This is a genomic window from Mycobacterium sp. (genome assembly GCF_052143115.1).
Taxonomy (GTDB): Bacteria; Actinomycetota; Actinomycetes; order Mycobacteriales; family Mycobacteriaceae; genus Mycobacterium.
Genome location: NZ_JBKQTQ010000195.1, coordinates 19,063 through 41,771, shown reverse-complemented (window position 1 = coordinate 41,771; position 22,709 = coordinate 19,063). Strand labels below are relative to the sequence as shown.

General features: G+C 65.5%; 22 protein-coding genes. 14 read left to right on the top strand and 8 right to left on the bottom strand.

Annotation, left to right across the window (positions count from 1 at the left end):
• The 3 genes from ACLQI9_RS20685 to ACLQI9_RS20675 form a co-directional block, all read left to right on the top strand.
• Positions 1-1,951 (top strand): preprotein translocase subunit SecA (locus ACLQI9_RS20685; protein ID WP_442392088.1); only part of this gene is annotated, 1,951 nt, incomplete at its 5' end.
• A gap of 5 nt (positions 1,952-1,956) precedes the next feature.
• Positions 1,957-2,439, top strand: coding sequence for a cation:proton antiporter regulatory subunit (locus tag ACLQI9_RS20680; RefSeq protein WP_442383934.1), 483 nt, complete (start codon positions 1,957-1,959; stop codon positions 2,437-2,439).
• 4 nt (positions 2,440-2,443) lie between these two features.
• Positions 2,444-3,631 (top strand): cation:proton antiporter, encoded by a 1,188-nt coding sequence (locus ACLQI9_RS20675; RefSeq protein WP_442383873.1) that lies wholly within the window; start codon positions 2,444-2,446, stop codon positions 3,629-3,631.
• 63 nt (positions 3,632-3,694) lie between these two features.
• Here ACLQI9_RS20675 and ACLQI9_RS20670 read toward each other — a convergent pair whose 3' ends face one another.
• Positions 3,695-4,174, bottom strand: coding sequence for an Rv3235 family protein (locus ACLQI9_RS20670; RefSeq protein ID WP_442383936.1), 480 nt, complete (start codon positions 4,172-4,174; stop codon positions 3,695-3,697).
• Between the two features lie 243 nt (positions 4,175-4,417).
• Between ACLQI9_RS20670 and ACLQI9_RS20665 the strand changes: the two genes are divergently transcribed.
• From ACLQI9_RS20665 to ACLQI9_RS20640, 6 genes are all read left to right on the top strand, one after another.
• The gene (locus ACLQI9_RS20665) at positions 4,418-5,815 is read left to right on the top strand and encodes a WS/DGAT/MGAT family O-acyltransferase (RefSeq protein ID WP_442383875.1); all 1,398 of its coding nucleotides are present in this window, start codon (positions 4,418-4,420) and stop codon (positions 5,813-5,815) included.
• Positions 5,816-5,951: 136 nt separating this feature from the next.
• Positions 5,952-6,758 (top strand): polyphosphate kinase 2, encoded by an 807-nt coding sequence (gene ppk2, locus ACLQI9_RS20660; RefSeq protein WP_442383938.1) that lies wholly within the window; start codon positions 5,952-5,954, stop codon positions 6,756-6,758.
• A gap of 10 nt (positions 6,759-6,768) precedes the next feature.
• Positions 6,769-7,275: a DUF6912 family protein gene (locus ACLQI9_RS20655; RefSeq protein WP_442383877.1), complete on the top strand. Its 507-nt coding sequence runs from the start codon at positions 6,769-6,771 to the stop codon at positions 7,273-7,275.
• A gap of 183 nt (positions 7,276-7,458) precedes the next feature.
• Positions 7,459-8,595 (top strand): ferredoxin reductase, encoded by a 1,137-nt coding sequence (locus ACLQI9_RS20650; RefSeq protein WP_442383879.1) that lies wholly within the window; start codon positions 7,459-7,461, stop codon positions 8,593-8,595.
• A 78-nt stretch (positions 8,596-8,673) separates the two neighbouring features.
• Complete coding sequence (locus ACLQI9_RS20645; RefSeq protein WP_442383881.1) at positions 8,674-9,972, top strand: fatty acid desaturase family protein; 1,299 nt, start codon at positions 8,674-8,676, stop codon at positions 9,970-9,972.
• 14 nt (positions 9,973-9,986) lie between these two features.
• Complete coding sequence (locus ACLQI9_RS20640) at positions 9,987-10,166, top strand: hypothetical protein (RefSeq protein WP_442392087.1); 180 nt, start codon at positions 9,987-9,989, stop codon at positions 10,164-10,166.
• Positions 10,167-10,529: 363 nt separating this feature from the next.
• Here ACLQI9_RS20640 and ACLQI9_RS20635 read toward each other — a convergent pair whose 3' ends face one another.
• The gene (locus ACLQI9_RS20635) at positions 10,530-11,555 is read right to left on the bottom strand and encodes an LLM class flavin-dependent oxidoreductase (RefSeq protein WP_442383885.1); all 1,026 of its coding nucleotides are present in this window, start codon (positions 11,553-11,555) and stop codon (positions 10,530-10,532) included.
• A gap of 87 nt (positions 11,556-11,642) precedes the next feature.
• Here ACLQI9_RS20635 and ACLQI9_RS20630 point away from each other — a divergent pair, with 87 nt between their 5' ends.
• A complete protein-coding gene (locus ACLQI9_RS20630; RefSeq protein ID WP_442392086.1) occupies positions 11,643-12,104 on the top strand; it encodes an SRPBCC family protein in 462 nt (153 codons plus the stop codon).
• A gap of 19 nt (positions 12,105-12,123) precedes the next feature.
• Here ACLQI9_RS20630 and rsgA read toward each other — a convergent pair whose 3' ends face one another.
• Both rsgA and aroA read right to left on the bottom strand, forming a co-directional pair.
• Positions 12,124-13,113 (bottom strand): ribosome small subunit-dependent GTPase A, encoded by a 990-nt coding sequence (gene rsgA / locus ACLQI9_RS20625; RefSeq protein WP_442383889.1) that lies wholly within the window; start codon positions 13,111-13,113, stop codon positions 12,124-12,126.
• The gene (gene aroA / locus ACLQI9_RS20620; protein WP_442383891.1) at positions 13,110-14,399 is read right to left on the bottom strand and encodes a 3-phosphoshikimate 1-carboxyvinyltransferase; all 1,290 of its coding nucleotides are present in this window, start codon (positions 14,397-14,399) and stop codon (positions 13,110-13,112) included. Before aroA ends, rsgA begins: the two co-directional genes overlap by 4 nt.
• 43 nt (positions 14,400-14,442) lie before the next feature.
• On the opposite strand from aroA, the gene ACLQI9_RS20615 reads away from it, so the two are divergent.
• Together ACLQI9_RS20615 and ACLQI9_RS20610 are read left to right on the top strand one after the other, a co-directional pair.
• Positions 14,443-15,204 (top strand): SOS response-associated peptidase, encoded by a 762-nt coding sequence (locus ACLQI9_RS20615; RefSeq protein WP_442383893.1) that lies wholly within the window; start codon positions 14,443-14,445, stop codon positions 15,202-15,204.
• 301 nt (positions 15,205-15,505) lie between these two features.
• The gene (locus ACLQI9_RS20610) at positions 15,506-16,375 is read left to right on the top strand and encodes a 3-hydroxyacyl-CoA dehydrogenase family protein (protein ID WP_442383894.1); all 870 of its coding nucleotides are present in this window, start codon (positions 15,506-15,508) and stop codon (positions 16,373-16,375) included.
• Between the two features lie 400 nt (positions 16,376-16,775).
• Here the strand turns inward: ACLQI9_RS20610 and ACLQI9_RS20605 are convergent, their stop codons facing one another.
• Genes ACLQI9_RS20605 through ACLQI9_RS20590 form a run of 4 tightly spaced genes read right to left on the bottom strand, consistent with a single transcriptional unit; the run spans position 16,776 to position 20,622 of the window.
• Complete coding sequence (locus ACLQI9_RS20605; protein WP_442383896.1) at positions 16,776-16,949, bottom strand: hypothetical protein; 174 nt, start codon at positions 16,947-16,949, stop codon at positions 16,776-16,778.
• 18 nt (positions 16,950-16,967) lie between these two features.
• Positions 16,968-18,527 carry a bifunctional 3-(3-hydroxy-phenyl)propionate/3-hydroxycinnamic acid hydroxylase MhpA gene (gene mhpA, locus ACLQI9_RS20600; RefSeq protein ID WP_442383898.1) on the bottom strand — a complete coding sequence of 520 codons (1,560 nt, stop codon included), beginning with the start codon at positions 18,525-18,527 and terminating at the stop codon, positions 16,968-16,970.
• Positions 18,524-19,462 carry a fumarylacetoacetate hydrolase family protein gene (locus tag ACLQI9_RS20595; RefSeq protein ID WP_442383900.1) on the bottom strand — a complete coding sequence of 313 codons (939 nt, stop codon included), beginning with the start codon at positions 19,460-19,462 and terminating at the stop codon, positions 18,524-18,526. Before ACLQI9_RS20595 ends, mhpA begins: the two co-directional genes overlap by 4 nt.
• 29 nt (positions 19,463-19,491) lie before the next feature.
• Complete coding sequence (locus ACLQI9_RS20590; protein ID WP_442383902.1) at positions 19,492-20,622, bottom strand: VOC family protein; 1,131 nt, start codon at positions 20,620-20,622, stop codon at positions 19,492-19,494.
• A gap of 120 nt (positions 20,623-20,742) precedes the next feature.
• Here ACLQI9_RS20590 and ACLQI9_RS20585 point away from each other — a divergent pair, with 120 nt between their 5' ends.
• Both ACLQI9_RS20585 and ACLQI9_RS20580 read left to right on the top strand, forming a co-directional pair.
• Positions 20,743-20,910: a hypothetical protein gene (locus tag ACLQI9_RS20585; protein WP_442383904.1), complete on the top strand. Its 168-nt coding sequence runs from the start codon at positions 20,743-20,745 to the stop codon at positions 20,908-20,910.
• Between the two features lie 712 nt (positions 20,911-21,622).
• Positions 21,623-22,543 (top strand): S1C family serine protease, encoded by a 921-nt coding sequence (locus ACLQI9_RS20580; RefSeq protein ID WP_442383906.1) that lies wholly within the window; start codon positions 21,623-21,625, stop codon positions 22,541-22,543.
• Positions 22,544-22,709 lie beyond the last annotated feature (166 nt).

Here is a 22,709-nt window from a genome sequence, read left to right as displayed (position 1 = left end):
AGCCAAAGAGCTGTTCTCCCGCGACAAGGACTACATCGTCCGCGACGGCGAGGTGCTCATCGTCGACGAGTTCACCGGCCGTGTGCTGATCGGCCGGCGCTACAACGAGGGCATGCACCAGGCCATCGAAGCCAAAGAGCACGTCGAGATCAAGGCCGAGAACCAGACGATGGCCACCATCACGCTGCAGAACTACTTCCGGCTCTACGACAAGCTCGCCGGCATGACCGGAACCGCGCAGACCGAGGCCGCCGAGCTGCACGAGATCTACAAGCTCGGCGTGGTCACCATTCCGACTAACAAGCCGATGGTCCGCACCGACCAGTCCGACCTCATCTACAAGACCGAGGAAGCCAAGTACATCGCGGTCGTCGACGACGTCAGCGAGCGCTACGAGCAGGGCCAGCCGGTGCTGATCGGTACGACCAGCGTGGAGCGCTCGGAGAACCTGTCGCGGCAATTCCAAAAACGGCGTATCCCGCACAACGTGCTGAACGCCAAATACCACGAGCAAGAGGCCGGCATCGTCGCCCAAGCCGGGCGGCGCGGCGCCATCACGGTCGCCACCAACATGGCCGGCCGTGGTACCGACATCGTTTTGGGTGGCAACGTCGACTTTCTCACCGACCTGCGGCTGCGCGAGCGAGGCCTCGACCCGGTGGAGACAGCCGAGGAGTACGACGAGGCCTGGCACGAAGAGCTGCCTGTGGTCAAGGCCGAGGCCGCCGCCGAAGCAAAGGAAGTGATCGAGGCCGGCGGGCTGTACGTGCTGGGTACCGAACGGCATGAATCGCGGCGCATCGACAACCAGCTGCGCGGCCGCTCCGGGCGCCAAGGCGACCCCGGCGAGTCCCGCTTTTATCTGTCGCTGGGTGACGAGTTGATGCGCCGCTTCAATGGCGCGGCGCTGGAATCGCTGTTGACCAGGCTCAACCTGCCCGACGACGTGCCCATCGAGGCCAAGATGGTGACCCGCGCGATCAAGAGCGCACAGACTCAGGTCGAGCAGCAGAACTTCGAGGTCCGCAAGAACGTCCTCAAATACGACGAGGTGATGAATCAGCAGCGCAAGGTCATCTACGAGGAGCGCCGCCGCCTCCTCGAAGGCGAGAATTTGCAGCAGCAGGCTCACGACATGCTCGTCGACGTGATCGCCGCCTATGTCAACGGGGCAACCGCCGAGGGTTACGCCGAGGACTGGGATCTCGAACAGCTCTGGGAGGCGCTGAAAACGCTGTATCCGGTCAAGATCGACCACAAAGACCTGATCGACTCGGAGGCGATCGGTGAGCCCGGTGAGCTCACCCGCGAGGAGCTGCTCGACGCGTTGGTCGAAGACGCTGAGCGTGCCTACGCGGTGCGGGAGGCCGAGCTCGAGGAGCTCGCCGGCGAGGGCGCGATGCGCCAGCTGGAACGCAACGTGCTGCTCAACGTCATCGACCGCAAGTGGCGTGAGCATCTCTATGAGATGGACTACCTCAAAGAGGGCATCGGCCTGCGCGCGATGGCCCAACGCGATCCACTGGTCGAGTACCAGCGCGAGGGCTTCGACATGTTCACCGGCATGCTCGAGGGCCTGAAGGAAGAGTCGGTCGGCTTCTTGTTCAACGTCTCGGTCGAGGCGGTACCGGCCCCGCAGGTGGGACCGGTCGAGGAGCCGGAGGACCTGGCGGAGTTCGCCACCGCCGCAGCGGCCAGCGCGCAGCAGCGGGCCACTGGCGGGTCTGCCGGGCCACGCGAACCCGCAACTGCCTTGCGCGCCAGGGGAATTGAGACGGAGTCGCCCGAACTGACGTATTCTGGGCCCGCCGAGGACGGTACGGCACAAGTGCAAGGCAACGGTGGCGCGCAGACGGCAGCGGCCGGAGCCGGTGGCAGTCGACGCGAGCGGCGTGAAGCCGCGCGCCGACAAAGCCGCCACGCCAAGCCGAAATCAGCCAAACGGCGGTAGCAGCGCTGGACGTCAAAGAGGTGCTGCTGCCCAGCATCGGGGTGCGGTATGAGTTCACCAGCCACGATGGCGAGCGGATCGGGATCATCGCCCGGCGCAGCGGCGACTTCGACGTCGTCCGTTATGCGCGCGACGATCCCGACCAAGCGCAGCCGATCTTCCACTTCACCGACGAGGAGGCCGACGCGGTAGCCCAGATCTTGGGCGCACCGCGGATCGCCGAGCGCTTCACCGAGTTGACCCGCGAAGTGCCGGGGCTAGAGGCCGGTCAGGTCCACATCCGGCCGGGCAGCCCGTTCGCGGACCGGCCGCTCGGGGATACCCGGGCGCGCACCCGCACTGGCGCGTCGATCGTGGCGATCGTGCGCAACGAGGTGGTGCTGGCATCGCCGGGGCCGGCCGAAATTCTGCACGCGGACGACGTACTGGTGGTGGTCGGCACCGAATCCGGCATCGCCAAAGTCGTGCAACTCGTCGATAAGGGCTGAGCGCGTGCAGATTTCGGCACCGCTGCTTCTGCAGCTCGGCGCCGTCCTCACCGTGCTTGCCTTGCTCGGGACGGTCGCTCGTCGGTTCGCGCTCTCCCCGATACCGGTGTATCTGCTGACCGGTTTGGCGCTCGGCAACGGCGGTGTCGCACCGGTGACCACCGCTGGTCAGTTCATCACCACCGGGGCGCCGATCGGCGTCGTGCTGCTGTTGCTGACCTTGGGTCTGGAATTCTCCGCGACCGAATTCGCCAGCAGTTTGCGTCACCACCTGCCTTCCGCCGCAGTCGACTTCGTGCTGAACGCCACGCCCGGTGCGCTGGCCGGGTGGCTGCTCGGACTCAGCGGCGTCGGCGTGCTCGCCCTGGCCGGCGTCACCTACGTCTCGTCGTCGGGTGTTATCTCGCGTCTGCTGGAGGACTTGCACCGGCTCGGGAACCGCGAAACACCAGCCGTGCTGGCGGTGCTGGTGCTGGAGGACTTCGCAATGGCGGTTTATCTGCCGCTGGTGGCGGTTCTGGGCGCGGGCGGCAGCTGGTTGCTCGCGCTCGTCGAGGTGGCTGCCGCGATCGCGGCGCTGTGCATGGCGTTTGCCGCGTCATATCGCTGGGGCCACCACGTCGGCCGGCTGGTGGCGCACCCGGATTCCGAGCAGCTGCTGCTGAGGGTCCTCGGTATCACCCTGATCGTTGCAGCGGTGGCCGAGCACCTGCATGCGTCGGCCGCCGTGGGTGCGTTCCTGGTCGGCCTGACCCTCACCGGCGAGACTGCAGAACGGGCCCGAAAGCTGCTGGGTCCGCTGCGCGACCTGTTTGCTGCGATCTTCTTCGTCGCGGTCGGGCTGCCGGTGAATCCCGCGCAGCTGTTACCGGCGCTTCCGATAGCCGTAATCCTGGCCGCGGTCACCGCAGCGACGAAGGTGGCCACCGGAGTGTTCGCCGCGCGGCGTGAGGGAGTGGCGCGGCGCGGGCAGTTGCGCGCCGGCACAACGCTGATGGCCAGGGGCGAGTTCTCGCTGATCATCATCGGGCTGGTCGGCTCGTCGATCGCCGGGGTTTCCGCGTTGGCAATGTCGTACGTGTTCGTGTTAGCGATAGTGGGGCCGGTGCTGACCCGGTTCACGGGTGGCCCTCGCCCGGCGACGATGCGGGCCGTGCAACGGCCCGGGGAGAAGCCGGGCAATCGGGAGTAGCCCGGCGACGATGCGGGCCGTGCAACGGCCCGGGGAGAAGCCGGGCAATCCGACCTAGCCGGGTCAGCCGATGTGCAGGGCGACCACCTGCCATCGTCCGCCCGCGACCCGTTCGATGCGGCAGGCGATGGCGTGGATGCGGCTCCCACGGCTGTAGCTCCCGAAGACTTCGGCCGCGGCGAACCGGTCCGGGGCATCCACCGCCTGCAGCCGCAACCGGCGCAACACCGCCGCCCCATCCTGGCCGGTGTCGAACCGATGGGCGCAAAGGACCGAGTCGACCAGACCGGCGGCCAGCAACCCGTGGAGCTGTGCGACGGGGCGGCGACGGTCGATGACTTCCAGCACCCGGCGCAGTGCCGCGTCGGCGAAGCACGCCGCCTGCCGCATCGGCGCCGACATTGTCGTCGATCCACCCGCCGGAGGCTGCCGACTTGAATGGCGTTGCTGTACAAACGTATTAGGCCGCCGCAATGCTGTGGGTGTGGGCGGCCGACAGTGCCGGACATCGCGCGCCGGCGGTTCATAATCGACGACGGGCATGACGGCGAACGCGTCACGATCGGATGGGCTTGGGCTGTTCAACGCTGCACTCTCCCAATGCTTACGAAGGGGCGAAAAAGTAAGCCTGCTGGAGAGTGGCAGACGACTGTGACGATCATCGCACAATCGTCGCGGGCCCGTACCCGCGCTGCGGCAGGCTCGCATCGACGGTTACCGTGAGCGGCAGATCGATCAGCCGGCGAATACGCGAGGAAATACCAGGGGAGAGGCGACGTGGCGAGGATGTCCACTTCGGACGCGTCGTTCTATGAGCTGGAGAACACCGCCACCCCGCTTTATGTGGGCTCACTGTCGATCCTGCGTCAGCCGCGCGCCGGGCTGAGCTACGAAACGTTGCTGGCCACCGTCGAACGGCGGCTGCCGAAGGTGCCGCGGTACCGGCAGAAGGTCCGGGAAGTGACGATGAGGTTGGCCCGGCCCGTGTGGATCGACGACCGCGATTTCGACATCACCTACCACGTCCGGCGCTCGGCGCTGCCGTCGCCGGGCAGCGACGAGCAGTTGCACGAACTGATCGGCCGGCTGGCGGCACGGCCGCTGGACAAGTCCCGGCCGCTCTGGGAGATGTACTTGGTGGAGGGCTTGGCCAAAAATCGCCTCGCCCTGTACACCAAGTCGCACCAGGCGTTGATCAACGGCATGGGAGCGGCAGACATCGGTCACGTCATCGCAGACCGGAGCCGGCGTCCGCCGCCGTTCGCCGAGGACATCTGGGTACCGGCCCGCGAACCCGGTACCACCCGGCTGTTGTTGGGCGCCCTCGGTGACTGGGCCACCCGCCCCCGCACGCAGGTGAGGGCCGTCCGCACCGGGGTCACCGAACTGGCGACCAATTCCGGCCAACTGATCGATGCCGGTCGACGGCTGTTCGACGTCGCTCGCACGCTTGCGCGGGGCACCGCGCCCAGCAGCCCGCTGAACACCAGGGTGTCCCGCAACCGTCGGTTCACGGTCGCCCGCGGACGTCTTGATGACTATCGGGCCATTCGAGCGCGTTACAACTGCGACGTCAACGATGTGGTGCTGGCGGTGATCACCGGCGCACTGCGCAACTGGCTGTTGTCGCGCGGCGAGGCGGCAGCGCCCACCGCAATGGTGCGGGCGATGGCGCCCTTGCCGGTCTACGTGGACGAGACATTCGACGCGTCGAGCCGCGGTCGGGCGATCAGCGCGGTGGCGCCCTTCCTGGTCGACCTGCCGGTCGGGGAGGGTAACGCGGTCGTGCGGCTGTCGCAGATCGCACACACCACCGAATCCAACCCGACCGCGGCCAGCCTGGTCGACGCGCGAACCATCGTGACCCTGTCGGGTTTTGCGCCGCCGACACTGCACGCCATGGGGATTCGGGTCGCGACCGGTTTGTCGGCGCGGCTGTTCAACCTGTTGATCACCAACGCGCCCGGCGCCCAGTCGCAGATCTATGTTGCCGGCGCAAAGTTGCTGGAGAGCTACGCCGTACCACCGCTGCTCAACAACCAGGTGCTCGCCATCGGCGTGACCTCTTACAACGGCATGTTGTATTTCGGCATCAATGCTGACCGCGACGCGATGAGCGATGTCGATGTGCTGCCGGTGCTGCTGGCCGAATCGCTCGACGAACTGTTGGAAGCCGCACAGTAACTGCTATTCGCCGGTGAAGAATCAGCTTGCAGACTTACCATTCGATGCTGTGAGCACCGGATCGGCCAACGAATCGTCGGCAAAGACGAAGCAACGAAAGCAGCAAAAGTCGCAGAAGACGTCGCAAAAGACGCCGCTGCCCAAGATCCCTAACCAGGTTTACGAAGCCGAATTGTTCAGGCTTCAAACAGAATTGGTCAAACTGCAGGAGTGGGTGCGATTCTCCGGTGCCCGCATCGTGGTGATCTTCGAAGGCCGCGATGGGGCGGGAAAGGGTGGCACGATCAAAAGGATTACCGAATATCTCAACCCGCGTGTCGCAAGGATCGCCGCGTTGCCCGCGCCGACCGATCGGGAGCGCGGGCAGTGGTACTACCAGCGCTATGTCGAGCATCTGCCCGACAAAGGGGAGATCGTGCTGTTCGACCGGTCGTGGTACAACCGTGCCGGCGTCGAAAAAGTCATGGGATTCTGCACGCCGCAAGAGCATGCGTTGTTCCTGCGGCAGACACCGATCTTCGAACAGATGCTCATCGAGGACGGGATTGTGCTACGGAAGTACTGGTTTTCGGTATCCGAAGACGAGCAGCTGCGTCGGTTCAAAGCGCGGCAGAATGACCCGGTACGGCAATGGAAACTCAGCCCGATGGACCTGGAATCGCTGTATCGGTCGGAGGACTATTCGCGCGCCAAAGACGAGATGATGGTGCACACCGACACGCCGGGCAGCCCATGGTATGTCGTGGAATCAGATGTCAAGAAACATGCCCGGCTTAATATGATGGCGCATCTGTTGTCCACCATCGACTATCGCGACGTGAAGAAACCGAAGGTCAAACTGCCCGCCCGTCCGGTGGTCAGCGAGAACTATCAGCGGCCACCGCGCGAGCTGTCGACCTACGTGGACGACCATGTCGCGACGTTGATCGGTCCGACCGAGTGACAGTTCTCTGATGCGGATCTACGTCCCGGTGACCCTGGCCATGCTGCAGCAACTCGTCGCCGATGGTTCGTTGTGGCCGGTCAACGGCACCGCGTTCGCAGTGACGCCCAGACTGCGGGAAGCGTACGCGGAAGGCGACGACGACGAGTTGGGCGAAGTCGCGCTGCGCGAGGCTGCGCTGGCTTCGCTGCGGCTGCTGGCGGCGGCTTTGGAGCAGCCGGGTGCGACGTTGGCGCCGCGGCGCGCGGTGCTGGTCGCCGATGTCGGCGAGGTGACGCCGCGTCCGGATCTCGATGACGCTGTTGTGCGGATCGGGGCGCCGGTGGCCAGCGAGGATGTCGTCGCCGCATTCGTCGACAATGCCGCCGCGGAGGCGGACGTCTCGGCGGCGATCACGGTCATTGACGAGGCTGACCTCGGCGACGAAGACGCCGAGCTGACCGTTGGCGACGCGCTGGACCACGATCTGGCCTGGTACGCCACCCAAGAGCTGCCGTTTCTGCTCGAGCTGCTGTGACGCGCCCGGCGACGATGCACGCCGCATGGCGGCGTGAGGTGGGGGTACGCCCCCTCGCCGCCGCGCGGCTGGGGGTACCCCAGCCGCTTGCGGGGAGAGCCGGGCAATCACGGCGGGGAAGATCACCCTACCTACGCGACCGTAAGTTACGGTACCGTAGGTTGGGAGGGCAGGAGCTTCCCAATGGACAGGAAAATCGCGAGGATCACGGCCGACGTCGTCGAGACCACACCGATTACGGTGGCTGGGGTGGACACCCATCCCGGTTGGCACGTGTTGCGCAGCCTTGCCCGTCGCATCACCACACCGCTGCTGCCCGACGACTATCTGCGCCTTGCCAATCCGCTGTGGTCGGCGCGGGAATTGCGGGGTCGCATCCTGCAGGTCCGGCGGGAGACGCACGACTCGGCGACGCTGGTCATCAAGCCGGGCTGGGGCTTCGGCTTCGACTATGAGCCGGGTCAGTACATGGGGATCGGGCTGCTGGTTGACGGCCGCTGGCGGTGGCGCTCGTATTCGCTCACGTCCAGCCCGGTTAAGGGCGCCCGCACGGTGACCATCACGGTGAAAGCGATGCCCGAGGGCTTCCTTTCCAGCCACCTGGTGGGCGGCGTCAAGCCTGGGACGATCGTGCGGTTGGCCGCACCGCAGGGCAATTTCGTGCTGCCCGATCCGGCGCCACCGGCGGTGTTGTTCATCACCGCCGGTTCGGGCATCACCCCGGTGATGTCGATGCTGCGCACGCTGGTGCGCCACGATCAGATCACCGACGTGATCCATTTGCATTCGGCGCCCACCGCGGCTGACGTGATGTTCGGCGCGGAGCTTGAGCAACTGGCCCGCGATCATGCGGGATACCGGCTGCTGCTGCGGACCACGCGCAGCCAAGGACGGCGGGATGCGACGCAGCTCGACACCGAGGTGCCGGACTGGCGTGACCGGCAGACCTGGGCGTGCGGACCCGAAGCAATGCTCAACGCGGCCGAGCGCGCCTGGTCGGCGGCCGGCGTCCAGGACCGCTTGCACCTCGAGCGCTTTGCGGTGTCGCGCGCGGCGCCGGCCGGAGCCGGTGGGACGGTAACGTTTGGGAAGAGCGGAAAAAGCACCACCGCCGATGCGGCGACCTCGCTGATGGATGCCGGTGAGCGGATAGGCGTGCAGATGCCGTTCGGCTGTCGGATGGGGATATGCCAATCCTGCGTGGTCGGCCTGGTGGGAGGCCATGTCAGGGACCTGCGCACCGGCGCTGAACATGAACCGGGAACACGCGTGCAGACCTGCATTTCGGCCGCGTCGGGCGATTGCGTACTCGACGTTTAGGTGTTACTCACAGGTAACCTACGGTTTCGTAGGTTACGATAGCGTAGGTCAGTATCCGCACTCTGCAGGAAGGAAATGATGGCGATCACCGATCTAGACGTATTCACACATCTGACGGACGCCGACATCGAGAACCTGGCCGTTGAACTGGATGCCATCCGCCAGGACATTGAAGACTCTCGCGGCGAGCGGGACGCCCGCTACATCCGCCGCACGATCGCTGTACAGCGCGCCCTGGAGGTCGCCGGCCGGGTGATGCTGGCGGCCAGTTCCCGGCGATCAGCCTGGTGGGCGGGCACCGTGACCCTCGGCGTGGCCAAGATCATCGAGAACATGGAGATCGGCCATAACGTCATGCACGGCCAGTGGGACTGGATGAACGATCCCGAGATTCACTCCTCGACGTGGGAGTGGGACATGACCGGGTCGTCCAAGCACTGGCGCTACACCCACAACTTCGTGCACCACAAGTACACCAACATCCTCGGCATGGACGACGACGTCGGCTACGGCCTGCTGCGCGTCACCCGAGACCAGCCCTGGAAGCGCTTCAACCTCTTCAACCTGCTGTTCAACACCCTGCTCGCGATCGGCTTCGAATGGGGCGTTGGGTTGCAGCACGTCGAGGTCGGCAGGATCGTCAAGAAGCGGATGGATAACGAGGAAGCCCGGCAGCGGGTCGACGAGTTCTTGGCCAAGTCCGGTCGCCAGGTGTTCAAGGACTATGTCGCGTTCCCGGCGGTGACCGCGCTGTCACCCGGGGCCACGTTCAAGTCGACGCTGAAGGCTAACGCGGTCGCCAACGTGATCCGCAATCTGTGGGCCAACGCGGTGATCTTCTGCGGCCACTTCCCGGACGGCGCCGAGAAATTCACCAAGACCGACATGATCGGCGAGACCAAGGGCCAATGGTATCTGCGGCAGATGCTGGGCAGTGCCAACTTCAAGGCCGGGCCGGCTATGCGGTTCATGAGTGGCAACCTGTGCCATCAGATCGAACACCACCTGTACCCAGATCTGCCGAGCCACCGGCTTGCTGAGATTTCGGTGCGGGTGCGCGAGCTCTGCGACAAGTACGACTTGCCTTACACGACAGGCTCTTTCCTGGTGCAATACGGCAAGACATGGCGGACCATCGCCAAGCTGTCGCTGCCGGACAAGTACCTGCGAGACACCGCCGACAACGCACCGGAGACCCGCAGCGAGTCGATGTTCTCCGTGTTGGACGAGGACTTCACCGGCACCGACCCGGCGACCGGACGCCGCCGGGGCTTGAAGACCGCGATTGCCACCGTGCGGGGTTGGCGCCGCGACAAGCGAAGCAAAAAGCTTGGTGGGAAGGCGCAGACGACTGGGCGGGCCGACCGGGCCGCCTAGCCGAACGACGCCTGATGAGCTCCCACCACGTGGAGGTCGTTACCGCGCAGCCGATCGTCGATGCTCTGCTGGATCGTTATCGCGTTGCGCTGGGTGATGACGCGTCGAGCTATCGCAACCACGTATACCGCCGTATCAACCACCATCAATTGCTGCTCGGTGCACCGCGGACTTCGCTGCGCTCGCATGGGTAGCTCACCATCTGGGCATCTGGACGGCCCGCATGTTCGACTACCTCAACCCGTCTGCCGACCTGGCGTCTGCGCATGCCGACGAATTCGGAATCACAGAAATTGATCGGGTACAACTGCTGATCACGGAACACCACCGGCTGCGGCCATCGGACGATCGCATGACGGAATCCTTTCGCAAAGCTGACCTCATCGATGTCAGCCGTGGAGTCCTACGCGGCCAAATCAGACGGTCGACCGTGCAAGCCGTCGTCGCCCAGCTGCCCTGCCGAGGGTTTCACGCGTTCCTTGCCAAAGGGTTGATCCCCTACGCTGCGCGCCACCCGTTAGCCCCCTCCCGATGCTCCGCTGGTAGTCAGGACTGGTTCACGCCGCGTCAGCGATGGCAACCAGCCGCTGCAATGTCACCAGCTGTTGCTCGGGGTCCCCGTCGAGTTTGGCCAGCAGCGTCGTGATGCCCGCCGCCCGGTAGCGTTTCACTCGGTCGGCGATGGTGTCGGGCGTGCCGAGCAGATTGGTGAGGCGGCCCAGGTCGAGTGGCACCGCGCTGCGCGCCTCGTCGTGCTTGCCGGCTTGCCATAGCCCGGCGACGGTGTCGACTTCGGTCCCGTAGCCCAAGCGGGTGAATGCGTCGTTGTAGAAGTTCTTGCCGCCAGCGCCCATCGCGCCGATGGTGAACGCGTAGCCGTCGGCGTGCCGACGTGCGGCGGCGTCGGCGGCGGCTTGGTCGTCGTGGAACTCGACGGCGACGGGGGCGACCAGGTCGAGCTGGTCGAGGGTGCGGCCGGCGTGCTCAGCGCCTTCGCGCAACGGGGTCAGGAACACCTCCGCGGCTTCAGGGATGAAGGCGTTGCCCAGCCAGCCGTCGGCCATCTCGCCGGTCAGTCGCAGGTTCTGTGGGCCCATCGCCGCCACGTAGACCGGGACATGATCCGGCCGCACCATGGGTCGCAGCGCGGCGCCGCGACTGTCCGGCAGCGGCAGCGGGTAGACCTCGCCGGCGTGCTCAAGCCGCTCGCCGCGGCTGACCGTGCGGACGATCTCGATGGTCTCCCGCGTGGTCTGCACCGGTTTGCGGAACCGGACACCGTGCCAGCCCTCCATCACCCGGGGCCCCGAGGTGCCGATGCCCAAGATGAAGCGGCCTGCGGACAGCTCCTGCAGGCTCAAGGCCGACGTCGCCAGCAGCGCCGGAGTGCGCGAACCCAACTGCACGACAAACGTTCCGAGTTTGATCGACGACGTCTTGGCGGCCAGATACGCCAGCCCGGTGAGTGCGTCGTAGCCCCAAACTTCTGGGATCCACAGTGACGTCACACCGATCCGCTCGGCCGCCACTGCGAACTCAACAGCGCCCGGCAAGCGGGGCTCGATCATGGTGCCGATCTTCATCTCTGGCATGCTACAAGGACCGCCACCCCCACCGGCGGGCACCGAGAAGGACTAACTATGCGTTATCGCGACCTACCCACAGTCGAAGTGACACAGCGTGTTCGGTGTGATGTACGCACGGCATGGGACTTGGTGACCGACATCGGCTTGCCCGCGCGGTGTTCCGCGGAACTGGAGACCGTCGAGTGGCTGGATGGGGCCGAGGCGGTTGAAGTCGGTGCGCGGTTCCGCGGTCGCAACAAGCACGAGGCGTTCGGGGACTGGGCCACCGTCTGCGAGGTCGTCGAAGTCGAGGACGAACGCCGGTGGGTGTACAACGTGGCCGGTCCCGAGGGTGTCAGCGCGACGTGGGCGTTTGAGGTCGAACCGGCCAGCGACGGCGTGTTGATCCGGCAGTGGGCCCGGATGGGCCCGGGACCCTCGGGACTGACCCCTGCGATCGTCGCACAGCCGGAGAAGGAGGCCAGGATCGTCTCCCGGCGCCTTGCCGAATGGCAGCAGAACATGCAGGCCAACCTCGAGTGGGTTCGGTCGCAGGCCGAAAGCTGACCCGCCGCGACCCTGGCGGCTACACCTCGGTCAGCGCGGCCAAAAGCCGCCGTGCGGCGGCGACGCGACGGGCGGCCGGGCCGGTCAGGGTGTCCAGCGCGCATTCGGGATCGGCGGGTGGGCCCATGTGCCCGCAGCCACGCGGGCAGTCTTTGATCGCCTCGGCCAGGTCGGAAAAAGCCAGTAGCACGTCGTCGGGCTCGATGTGGGCCAGCCCGAACGAGCGGATTCCCGGGGTATCGATCACCCAGCCGGTGTGCTGCCCCGATGCCAGCGGCAGCGCCACCGATTGCGTCGAGGTGTGTCGCCCCCTGCCGATGTCGGTTACCTCGCCCACTGCTCGATCCGCTTCTGGCACAAGACGATTCACCAGAGTCGACTTGCCCACTCCGGAATGACCGAGCAGCACCGTGATATTTCCGACCAGCAGGTGCGCGACGGCGTCCAGCGGGTCGTTGCGGCCGGCGGTGACCACGGTGAGATCGAGGTCGGCGAACTGCTCGGCGAACGGCGCGGCGGCCGCGAGGTCGGTCTTGGTCAAGCACAGGATCGGTATCAGCCCGCCGGCGTAGGCCGCGATCAGCGTTCGATCGACCAGACCGGTGCGCGGCGGCGGGTCGGCCAAAGCCACCACGATCAGCAGTTGATCGGCGTTGGCGACGACCACCCGCTCGGTAGGATCGGTGTCATCGGCGGTGCGCCGCAACACTGTTCGCCGCGGTCCACGCCGGACGATGCGGGCCAAAGTATCCGGCCGACCGGAAAGATCGCCAACCACGTCGACGTCGTCGCCGACGACGATCGGTGTGCGGCCCAGTTCCCGCGCCCGCATCGCGGTGACCCGGTGATCGGGGTCGCCGTCGAGCACACACCCCCAACGGCCGCGGTCGACGCTGACCACCATGGCCGGTTTCGCGTCGGCGTGCTCGGGGCGGGTCTTGGTCCGCGGTCGCGAACCCCGTCCCGAGCGGATCTTGACGTCGGACTCGTCGTAGTCGCCCGGCCTCAACCGCCAGACCCTTGATCGGCGAGCATGTCGGCCCACAGCCGCGGAAACTCCGGCAGCGTCTTGGCGGTGGTAGCGATGTCGTCCACCTCGACACCGGCGACCCGCAACCCGATGATCGCGCCGGCCGTCGCCATCCGGTGATCGGCATACGACTGCCAGGTCCCCGGCCGCAGCGGCGTTGCGGTGATCTCCAGGCCGTCCGGGGTTTCCGAGCAATCTCCGCCCAGCCGGTTGATCTCGGTGCGCAGCGCGGCCAGGCGGTCGGTTTCGTGACCGCGCAGGTGGGCGATGCCGGTCAGCCGCGACACTGAGCCAGGGGTGGCCAGCGCGGCGAGCACCGCGACGGACGGGGTGAGTTCACCGACGTCGCGCAGGTTCACGTCGAATCCTTCGTAGGACTGCGGCCCGCGCACTTCGAGATACGAATCTGATTGATTGACAACCGAATTCATTTGCCGAAGGATGCCCAGGATTGCATCGGCAGGTTGGATGCTGGCTGCCGGCCAGCCGGTGATGCGCACCGTGCCCGCGCTGACCACCGCCGCGGCGATGAACGGGACGGCATTGGACAGGTCCGGTTCGATGTGCCAGTGTCGGGCGGCCACCGCGCCGGGCCGCACCTGCCAACGGTCGGGTGTCGCGTCGTCGACGTCCACGCCGGCTTGGCGCAGCATCGCCACCGTCATGGCGATGTGCGGTGCCGACGGCAGCGCGGGCCCAGAGTGCTGCACGATCAGGCCGTCGGTGAATGACGCACCGGCGAGCAGCAGGCCGGAGACGAACTGCGACGACGCCGAGGCGTCGATTTCCACGGCCCCGCCGGCGACCGATCCGGCGCCGTGCACCCGGAACGGCAAGTGATCGCCGTCGATGTCGACGCCGAGGCTGCGCAGCGCGTTGAACAACGGCGCGATCGGCCGGACCCGGGCCTGCTCGTCACCGTCGAAGGTGACCGCGGCCAGTCCCAGCGCCGCCAGTGGCGGGACGAACCGCAACACCGTGCCGGCCAGGCCGCAATCGATCCGGGTGTCGGGCGCCGGGGCGATTGTCCCGCTTACCGCGAGCTCGTCTGCCGGCCCCTCGACCCGCAGGCCCAGCGCTTCCACCGCGCCGATCATCAGATCGGTATCCCGGCTGCGCAGCGCACCGCTGATCGCCGAGACGCCGCCGTTGGCGGCGGCCAGCGCCGAGAGCACCAACGCCCGATTGGTCTGGGATTTCGAGCCCGGCACCGTCACCGTCGCGCATACCGGCGTCGGCGCAGACGGGGCGGTCCAGGTGCTCACTCGTCCATCATTGCTTGTCTGTCGGCTCTGCCACCATGGAGTCATGTGTGGACGATTCGCAGTCACGACAGATCCGGCCGCGCTGGCCGAGAAGATCCAGGCGATCAACGAGGCCCGCTCGGCGGAGTCTGCGGCAGGCCCGAACTACAACGTGGCGCCCACCACGACCATCACCACAGTGGTCCGTCGGCACGACGAACCCGACGACGAACCCACCAGGCGAGTCCGCTCCATGCGCTGGGGATTGGTACCGCCGTGGGCCAAGGCAGGATCCGACGGCGCGCCGGAGTCCAAGGGGCCGCAACTGATCAACGCTCGGGCTGAGAAGGTCACCACCTCGCCGGCGTTCCGTTCGAGCGCCAAATCCAAACGCTGCCTGGTGCCGATGGACGGCTACTACGAATGGCGCGCCAACCCCGATACCGAAGCCGGCAAGAAAGCCCGCAAGACGCCGTTCTACCTGCACCGCGCCGACGGCGAGATGCTGTTCATGGCGGGCCTGTGGTCGGTGTGGAAGCCCGCCAAGGACGCCAGCCCGCTGCTGAGCTGCACCATCATCACCACCGACGCGGTCGGCGAGCTCGCCGAGATCCATGACCGGATGCCGTTGATCGTGGCCGAACGCGATTGGGACCACTGGCTGGATCCCGACGCCCCGGCCGACCTCGAACTACTGGCCAACCCGCCCGACGTGCGCGGCATGGAAATGCGCGAGATCTCGACGCTGGTCAACAGCGTGCGCAACAACGGGCCCGAGCTACTCGAGCCGGCGAAGCCGCAGCCCGAACAGGCGAGGCTGCTCTAAGCGTTTTAATCGTCGAGGACCCAACGAGATTCGACACGTCGGTGGCTCCTCGGCCGAAATCAGTCGGGGCGTGGGCCGTGTTGTCGACTCAAGACAACAGTCGGCCCATCTTTGTCGATTCGCGACGGTGGCGGGCACGCAGGTTGAACTACCATACATGCGTTAGATGGGCGACCAGATCGCTCGGTTTCGATCGAGAGGATCCACGTTGTCTGTCGGCCTCGGCGGCGCGTGCTTGCCAGGCTCGACGAGCGACTGTCTGGTTTGGCTGGACTCACGACCGACAGGAAATGAGGAAACAGTGTCATACGCATATAATTTCGAGGACATCAGGAACCGTCCTGTCGCGGTGATCGGGGCAGGAACGTTGGGCCGGCGCATCGCGCTGATGTTCGCCACCCGCGGCGGAACCGTGCGGATCCTTGCCCCACGCGCTGAACAGCGCGCCTCCGCGGTTCACTACGTGACGGAGACCCTACCGAAGGTGGTGCAGGACCGAGGGTTTGGTGAAGTGGGTGGCGCGACGGCCGCGGGGTCGCTCGAAGAGGCGTTGGACGATGCCTGGCTTGCCGTCGAATCCGTACCGGAGAAGCTCGAGATCAAGATTGCGGCGTGGGCCCAGATCGACCAAGCGGCGCCGCCGGACACTATCTTCGCGACCAACTCTTCGTCGTACCCGTCGCGCCTGATGGCCGGAAAGGTGCGGGACAAACGCCGTTTGTGCAACATGCACTTTTACATGCCACCGGAGGTCAACGGGGTCGACCTGATGTCTGACGGTGAGACTGACCGCGGCCTGCTCGACACCCTGCTGACGGTCCTCCCCGAGTTCGGCGTCCATCCGTTCGAGGCGCGCCGGGAGTGCACCGGCTTCATATTCAATCGCATCTGGGCAGCTATCAAGCGCGAGTCGCTGGCCGTGGTTGCCGAGGGCGTGGCGCGTCCGGAGGATGTCGACGGGATGTTTAAGGTCAACTGGGGCGTGCCGGCCGGGCCGTTTCAGATGATGGACTTGGTCGGTCTGGACGTTGTGCTCGACATCGAGAACCACTACGCCGAAGAGTTCTCGCACTTACCGAAGCATGTGCGGGACTTGTTGCAGGCCTATGTTGATGCGGGCAAGCTCGGCGTCAAGACTGGCGAGGGCTTCTACACGTATCCGAAGTCCTAAACCGTACATCCAAACAATTAGTACCCGCAGCAAAAGTCAAGACCCAATAGCTGTGTAGCCACCGGGTGACGCCTGGTCAATTCCCGAGGTGTGACCTCTTTCCACAGACGGGCGGATCTGGTGGCTGCGCTCTCTGGTTCGGCGCCACCTTGGATGGGCTGGATAGTTTCGGGCGTGTCGCACGGAGCGTCGGGTTCGGTGAGTTTCAGGCTGGATTTGTGGTTCGAGCCCGCCCGCGTGATCGACGCCTTGTCGCCGAGGAACCGTCGAGTTCTGACACCAGACTGGGGTCGCGCGGGTTGCTGGGATCGTGCTCGGCGTATGCCGCGTTCGGCAGTGGCGAGTACTGCGGATATATCGAAATGGATGATGTAACGGTTGGGAACACCGCCGGTGAGGATCACCACCCCGAAAGTCGCGTCGTCGTCGCCGTCGCCGTGAGGATGTCAAGGTCTTTCTGCATGCGCGCGGTCATGAAGTTGTACGCCGGGTCGCACACCCGCACAGTGAGGACCTGATCCTCCTGTTCAATGCTTAAGGTGGCCAATTCGAGGTCGCGTGCGTATGTGGTCATAAAAGGTTTCGTGCACGGCTATAGGGAATTGGGTTGTGTGGACGCTGGTGTGGTGAATGTCGGTACGTCGGCACACAATGCGTCCAGGTTTCGTCCGGTTCGCATGACGGTGCGGTCGGGCCTGACGATCGCACCGCGGGCCCTCGCTGTGTGCAGCCAACGGCCGAGGTCGTCATCAGGCGTGGCCGATACGACGACAGCGCCACGGCGGCGGAGTTGGTCACGCTGGCCCTCGGTTAGCGGTGATGAGGTGATGACGGCGAATCGGCCTCCGACCACGTCGTCGAACCGCAAACCCTCAGCGAGAATGGGATTGGGGCACAGCGTGCCTGCCAGCTCGCCGGGGCGGAAGGATTTGATCACCAGCGCGGAGTCGCGCAACGCGGGGGTGGCGCTGCTGTCCGCCTCGGATCGTGCCCCTGCTCGACGCACTAACCAGGGCACCAGGATTCGGCGAACCAGATTTCCCAGTCGACCACCGGCGGTCATCGCCCAACCGACTCTCACCGCGAGTCCAACCAGCGCGCGGGCATGTGGTTTTCGCTCCTGCTCGTAGGTGTCCAGCACACTTTCGGACAGGCTCTTGTTGAGCACGCCGGCGAGTTTCCACGCCAGATTCACTGAGTCGCGCAGGCCTGAGCACAGGCCCTGGCCGATGAACGGCGGGGTCAGGTGGGCGGCGTCACCAAGGAGGAACACATTGCGGTCGCGCCACCGGTCGGCCACCTGGGCCCGGAACGTGTACTCGCACACCCGCACCAGCTGCAACCTCTCGACCGCGATGTCGCCAACCCAGCGGGAGATCAGTGGAAGGATGTCGGCCACCGTCTGGAAGTCCGCAGCGGTCTCGTTCCCGAGAAGCCGGAATTCCCAGCGGTATCGGGTCTCCCCGACGCGCATGTAGGTGGCCGCACGGACCGGATTGCAGACCTGGTGCACACCCTCCCACTGGCCCAGTCTTGCGTCGGTGTCCACATCGATCACCAGCCAGCGCTGCTCAACAAACCTCAGGCCCTGCATGCTGGCGCCGACTGCCTTCCGGGCCAGGCTGTTCGCGCCGTCGCAGCCCAGGACATACCTCGATTCGACGACGTGCGCCCTGCCGCTGGCGCCGTCGGTGAAGCTCACGCGCACACGATCGGGACCGACCTGGGTGATCTCGGTGACTTCGGCGTTGCCCTTGAATATCGCAGCGGGATAGTTCTTGAAGTTGGCGCGCAATAAGGCTTCCAGCTCGGGCTGGTCGAACATATTCGCCTGGGGAAAGCCGTGAACGCTCTTCTTCGGGTCGCGGCGAATCTCGGCCAGTACTCCCATGTTCGGGTCGAGCAGCCGCAGGCCCAGCCCTGGACGCGAGATCGCGGCGAATTCGTCGCGGACGCCGAGCGCCGCGAGGATGCGGAACACCTCATCATCTGCGTGCACCGCACGCGGTTGCGGGTAGACCTCTTCCCAGCGGTCCAGCACCAGGGTCTGGATTCCAAACTTTGCGAGCAGCGTGGCTGCGGTGATGCCGGTGGGGCCGGCGCCAACGACCACGACCGGCACGTGCGCCGGGATCCGATCCGTTGCGTTCATTTGAACCTCACAACTGTGCGTTGCGTGCCGAGGTCGATGGCCCCGTCATCGGTGGCCACGCTGGCTTCCACGACATCGCCGTCGTGCAGGTACTTCGGATTGCGGGCCTGGCCGGACAAGAACAGCTTCCACTTGAGGTCCTCCGGCAGCACGGAAGCGATGACCTGCGCGGGCTTTGGCGGTGCGCTGATCGCGGTGCCCACCGGGGCGCCGGTCAGCACCAGATCGCCGGCGTCGAGGCGTTGGAATCGCGACAGGGCCTGCAGTGCTTGCACGGGCCGGTAGATCATGTCGCCCGCGACAAGCATGTTTTGGCGGAGCTCGCCATTGACCCGCAGCTGCAGGCGCAGATCACCGAAGCGTTTCAGCTCGTCGGCGTCGACAACCACCAGCGCCGGGCCGACCGGGGTGAACGTCGGATACGACTTCGCTTCGTAGAACTGGGTTTTGGTGAGCTGAACGTCACGGGCCGAGACGTCGTTGGCCACCACCAGCGCGCTCACGTAGTCGGCAAGGTTGGCCTCGGTGATCGACGTGCCGACGGGCATCTGGCGCCCGATCACCAGGCCGATCTCCGCCTCGTAGTCCAGCAGGCGCACGTGGGCGGGTTTGACGATGTCGTCGAAGGGACCGCTGATCGAGCCAGAGGCCTTGCGGAAGAACGTCAACGGGGTCTTGGCGGGGTCTTTTCCGGTGTCTTTGACATGTGAGGCGTAGTTGGTCATCTGGGCGACCACGCGGCAGGGCGCCGTCACCGGGGACAATAGTGTGAGCGTGTCCACGGGTACGGTGTCGCTGCTACGAGCGCCGGTGTCGATGGCCGCCCGGTCGGTGAGCAGCTCGCTGGTGGTGGCGGCGCTGGTGTCGATGTGGGCTGCTCCGCGTGGGGTTTGCACCCACCAGGCGTCGGCGGTGCGCAGGATCCGGGTAGGCATGACGTGATCTCCTTGTTTCGTTGTGGTGGTTAGGAACCGGCCATCTTGACCAGGCCGCGCAGGCTGGCCAGGTCGAACTCGTTGTCGTCGCGGAGCGCCGAAAACGTCGAACGCAGCTCGCGCAGCGATTCGCGTCCGGGCGCGATGCCGAGGAAGTCCTTGGTGATGGGCGGCCCCCACTGAGACAGCCCAGAGGCGGTGAAGGCGGCCCAGCCGGGTTGGAGCGTGCAGTCGAACATGTCGCCGTCGGCGTAGTGCTCCACCAGAAAGCCGTCCGGGTCGCGCCAGTAGTCGAAGATCTGGCTGCCCTGGATGTGGCGGCCGATGCCCCAGGAGCGGTGATAGCCGCGGGTCTTGAGGTACTCGCCGCCGGCGGCGATCGCGTCGAGGTCGCAGACCTCGTACGCCGAATGCACGTAGTGGTTGGACGGGCCCAGGGCCATCGCCAGGGTGTGATGGTCGGCGGGGGTTTGGCCGCGATCGCAGCGGATGAAGCTCATCACCGGTCCGCGGTCGCGTTGCCCCGCGTAGTACTGGAAGTCGCTGACGATCATGCCCAGGTGCTCGAGATACCAGTCCAGCGCTCGACGGTACGTCGTCGTCTGCAGGACCACATGGCCCAGCCGCTGTACCCGGGCCGGTTCACGCGGTGGGCGCTGCGTGGTGTTGATGCGGCGCAGATCGTGGCCGAAGTTGAACTCGTGCGGCTGCTGAGCAGCCAACGGCTCCAAAACATGGGTGCCGGAGACCACCCGCACTCCGATACAACTCGGATCAACCAGATCGACCGCGACGCCGCCCAGTGTCTCGGGCAGCGGCCGCACGCGGTGACCGGTCGCCTCGGCGAGTCGCAGCACATCGGACTGGTCAGCGGCGGTGTAGGCGGCGCCGACGAACCGGGAGCGATCGCCCCGGCGGATGAGCACGCACGGCGCGCCTGCGTCGGTGCCGCGCAGGTGCAACTCGTCGGCGGTGTGCAGCGCGGTCGCAAAACCGAACGCTTGGGCGAAGGCCTCAGCTCCGGCCAGATCCGGCTTCTCGAACTCCAGCCAAGCGATGTCATGCACCTTGATGATGGGATTGGCTGCCCGCCCAGGGTGCTCACCCTTGCGGCCGCCCTGATCGCTGTGCAGGTCTTTGTGGACGTCGATGTCTCTCATGCCGCACCTTTCATGCCGTAATTTGTTTGTGATGATATCGTCACACACGAGAGAATCATCAGTCAAGGGGTCTGACGAAATACTCATATTTGATACCTCGTTCCGGACGAGAGGAGCGCGATGATTGACGCGCCACAGCCGGCCGATCGCCTGGAGCGGGGCAAGCAGCGCACCCGCGCCGCGCTGATGAGGGCCGCGCAGGGATTCATCGCCGACCAGGCACACGACATCTGCCGCCGCCCACTGCCGAGTCTCGACGACCTGACTGGGCCCGAATCGGCGGCGTGAGCGCCACTCGCGGATGACCGCAAAGCGGGAGCTTGGGTTGCGCAATCAGAAGGCCGCATGAAGGAATCGCGAAACCCCGGGCCATTCCCCTATCGCGGCTCGCAGTGATGTCTGCGGCATCGGCTGTCTCCGAGCGCGACGAGCCCCGCGTTGCACTCTATTTCGATAAGCGCTGTTTTTTCCACTCCGCGGCGATGCGGGATGCGACGCGCGTCCTTCGGCGATGCGCAGGCACGGTCCGGCGATGCCAGGCACACGGTACGGCCGGTTCGAAGGTCAACTCGTAAGTGAGGACTTCGTCACAAATCTTGACTGATGATTACATCGTATATGAGGATATCGTCAGTTATCTGAAAGGCGAAGAGGAATGGTCTACGTCAACGTCAACCGGCAAGACAGTGCGCGCTGCCGCACAACGGCAATTTCCGGATGCCGGCAGGACACCCGGCGCGGGGTCGATGCACAACCATCGGTCAGGCAGGCGCGCCCGCATCGGGCTCACCGGGCGGCGCGCCGGACCGCGCGGCGGCAAATGCTGGCTCGTGCTTGGTTGTTGATAATGCGTGCTGTGACGGCGGCGGCGTTTGCCGCTGCGATCGGTTTCGCCGTCGTAGTGCTTGTTCACCCGGCCGGCGCCGACAGCCGGTCGTTCGTCTCCAGTACTCCCCTTCCGCGACCCGGGTCCGACATCCCGGTTTCCTGGGTGGAGCAGGTGGCCGCCGAGGTGCTGCCGAGCGTCGTGATGCTGCAGATCAGCGAGGGTGGCAAATCCGAATTGGGTTCCGGCATCATCGTGACTCCGGATGGGCTGATCATGACCAATTACCATGTCGTGGCGGCGGTCGACGCGAGAGCCTCCGATGCGGGTCGCACCCTGGTGACACTTCATGATGGCCATACTGCCGCGTTCACAGTGATCGCTGCTGATCCACAAAGCGACATCGCAGTCATACGTGCCCAACAGATTTCCGGACTTCGCCCGATCTCCATCGGCTCCTCAGCCAAGCTGCGCGTCGGTGAGCCGGTTGCAGCGGTAGGATCCCCGCTGGGTCTGGACGGCACTGTCACCGCCGGTGTCGTAAGCGCGATAAACCGCCTGGTATGCACTAATTCCGACGCCAACAACGGGTCCGCCTCCTTTGAGGCCATCCAAACCGACGCCGCAATCAACCCGGGTAATTCGGGCGGCCCTCTGGTTGACAGCAACGGCGAGCTCGTCGGCGTGAACTCGGCGGTCACGGTACTGCCAGGTTCGGACGGCTCCGGCGGTATACAGCACGGATCGATCGGCCTTGGTTTTGCCATTCCCGGCGACCGCGCGGTGCGTATCGCCCACGAGCTCATCACCAGCGGTCGGGCATCGCATGCCTGGCTGGGCGCGCAGATAAGCAAGGACACAGCCCTCCACGGCGCGAAGCTCACCGGCGTTACAGGCGGTAGCCCCGCCGCGGCCGCCGGGCTGACTGTTGGCGCGCTGGTCACCAAAATCGATGATGGAGTTATCCCAAGTGGTGACGCCCTGCTCGCCGTGGTGCAGTCCAAGGACCCTGGCGACGCGGTCACCATGGAATTCGTGGACGCTTTTGGTCATCAGAGAACGGCGAAGGTGCGCCTCGGAACCGACCAGGGTTAGCGGTGAGGACTGCCCTTGAATGGAGGAGTACTTGGCCGAGGTGATCGGTGATCAGAAGATCGAACACCAACTTTTATCGAGAAGGTCACCGCGACAGCCACACAAAGCACCACAAGTGCTGGTTCTCAAACCCTATTGCACGTAGCGCTGCTCTGACCAGCAACTC

Excerpts from the sequence above, each read along its gene's own strand:
- ACLQI9_RS20645 (WP_442383881.1), top strand. The coding sequence starts at position 8,674 with ATGGCGATCACCGATCTAGACGTATTCACACATCTGACGGACGCCGAC.
- ACLQI9_RS20590 (WP_442383902.1), bottom strand. The coding sequence starts at position 20,622 with ATGAGAGACATCGACGTCCACAAAGACCTGCACAGCGATCAGGGCGGC.
- ACLQI9_RS20670 (WP_442383936.1), bottom strand. The coding sequence starts at position 4,174 with ATGCCCGTCGTCGATTATGAACCGCCGGCGCGCGATGTCCGGCACTGT.
- ACLQI9_RS20635 (WP_442383885.1), bottom strand. The coding sequence starts at position 11,555 with ATGAAGATCGGCACCATGATCGAGCCCCGCTTGCCGGGCGCTGTTGAG.
- ACLQI9_RS20585 (WP_442383904.1), top strand. The coding sequence starts at position 20,743 with ATGATTGACGCGCCACAGCCGGCCGATCGCCTGGAGCGGGGCAAGCAG.
- ACLQI9_RS20615 (WP_442383893.1), top strand. The coding sequence starts at position 14,443 with ATGTGTGGACGATTCGCAGTCACGACAGATCCGGCCGCGCTGGCCGAG.
- mhpA (WP_442383898.1), bottom strand. The coding sequence starts at position 18,527 with ATGAACGCAACGGATCGGATCCCGGCGCACGTGCCGGTCGTGGTCGTT.
- ACLQI9_RS20640 (WP_442392087.1), top strand. The coding sequence starts at position 9,987 with ATGAGCTCCCACCACGTGGAGGTCGTTACCGCGCAGCCGATCGTCGAT.
- ACLQI9_RS20605 (WP_442383896.1), bottom strand. The coding sequence starts at position 16,949 with ATGACCACATACGCACGCGACCTCGAATTGGCCACCTTAAGCATTGAA.
- ACLQI9_RS20595 (WP_442383900.1), bottom strand. The coding sequence starts at position 19,462 with ATGCCTACCCGGATCCTGCGCACCGCCGACGCCTGGTGGGTGCAAACC.
- ACLQI9_RS20655 (WP_442383877.1), top strand. The coding sequence starts at position 6,769 with ATGCGGATCTACGTCCCGGTGACCCTGGCCATGCTGCAGCAACTCGTC.
- ACLQI9_RS20650 (WP_442383879.1), top strand. The coding sequence starts at position 7,459 with ATGGACAGGAAAATCGCGAGGATCACGGCCGACGTCGTCGAGACCACA.
- ACLQI9_RS20665 (WP_442383875.1), top strand. The coding sequence starts at position 4,418 with ATGTCCACTTCGGACGCGTCGTTCTATGAGCTGGAGAACACCGCCACC.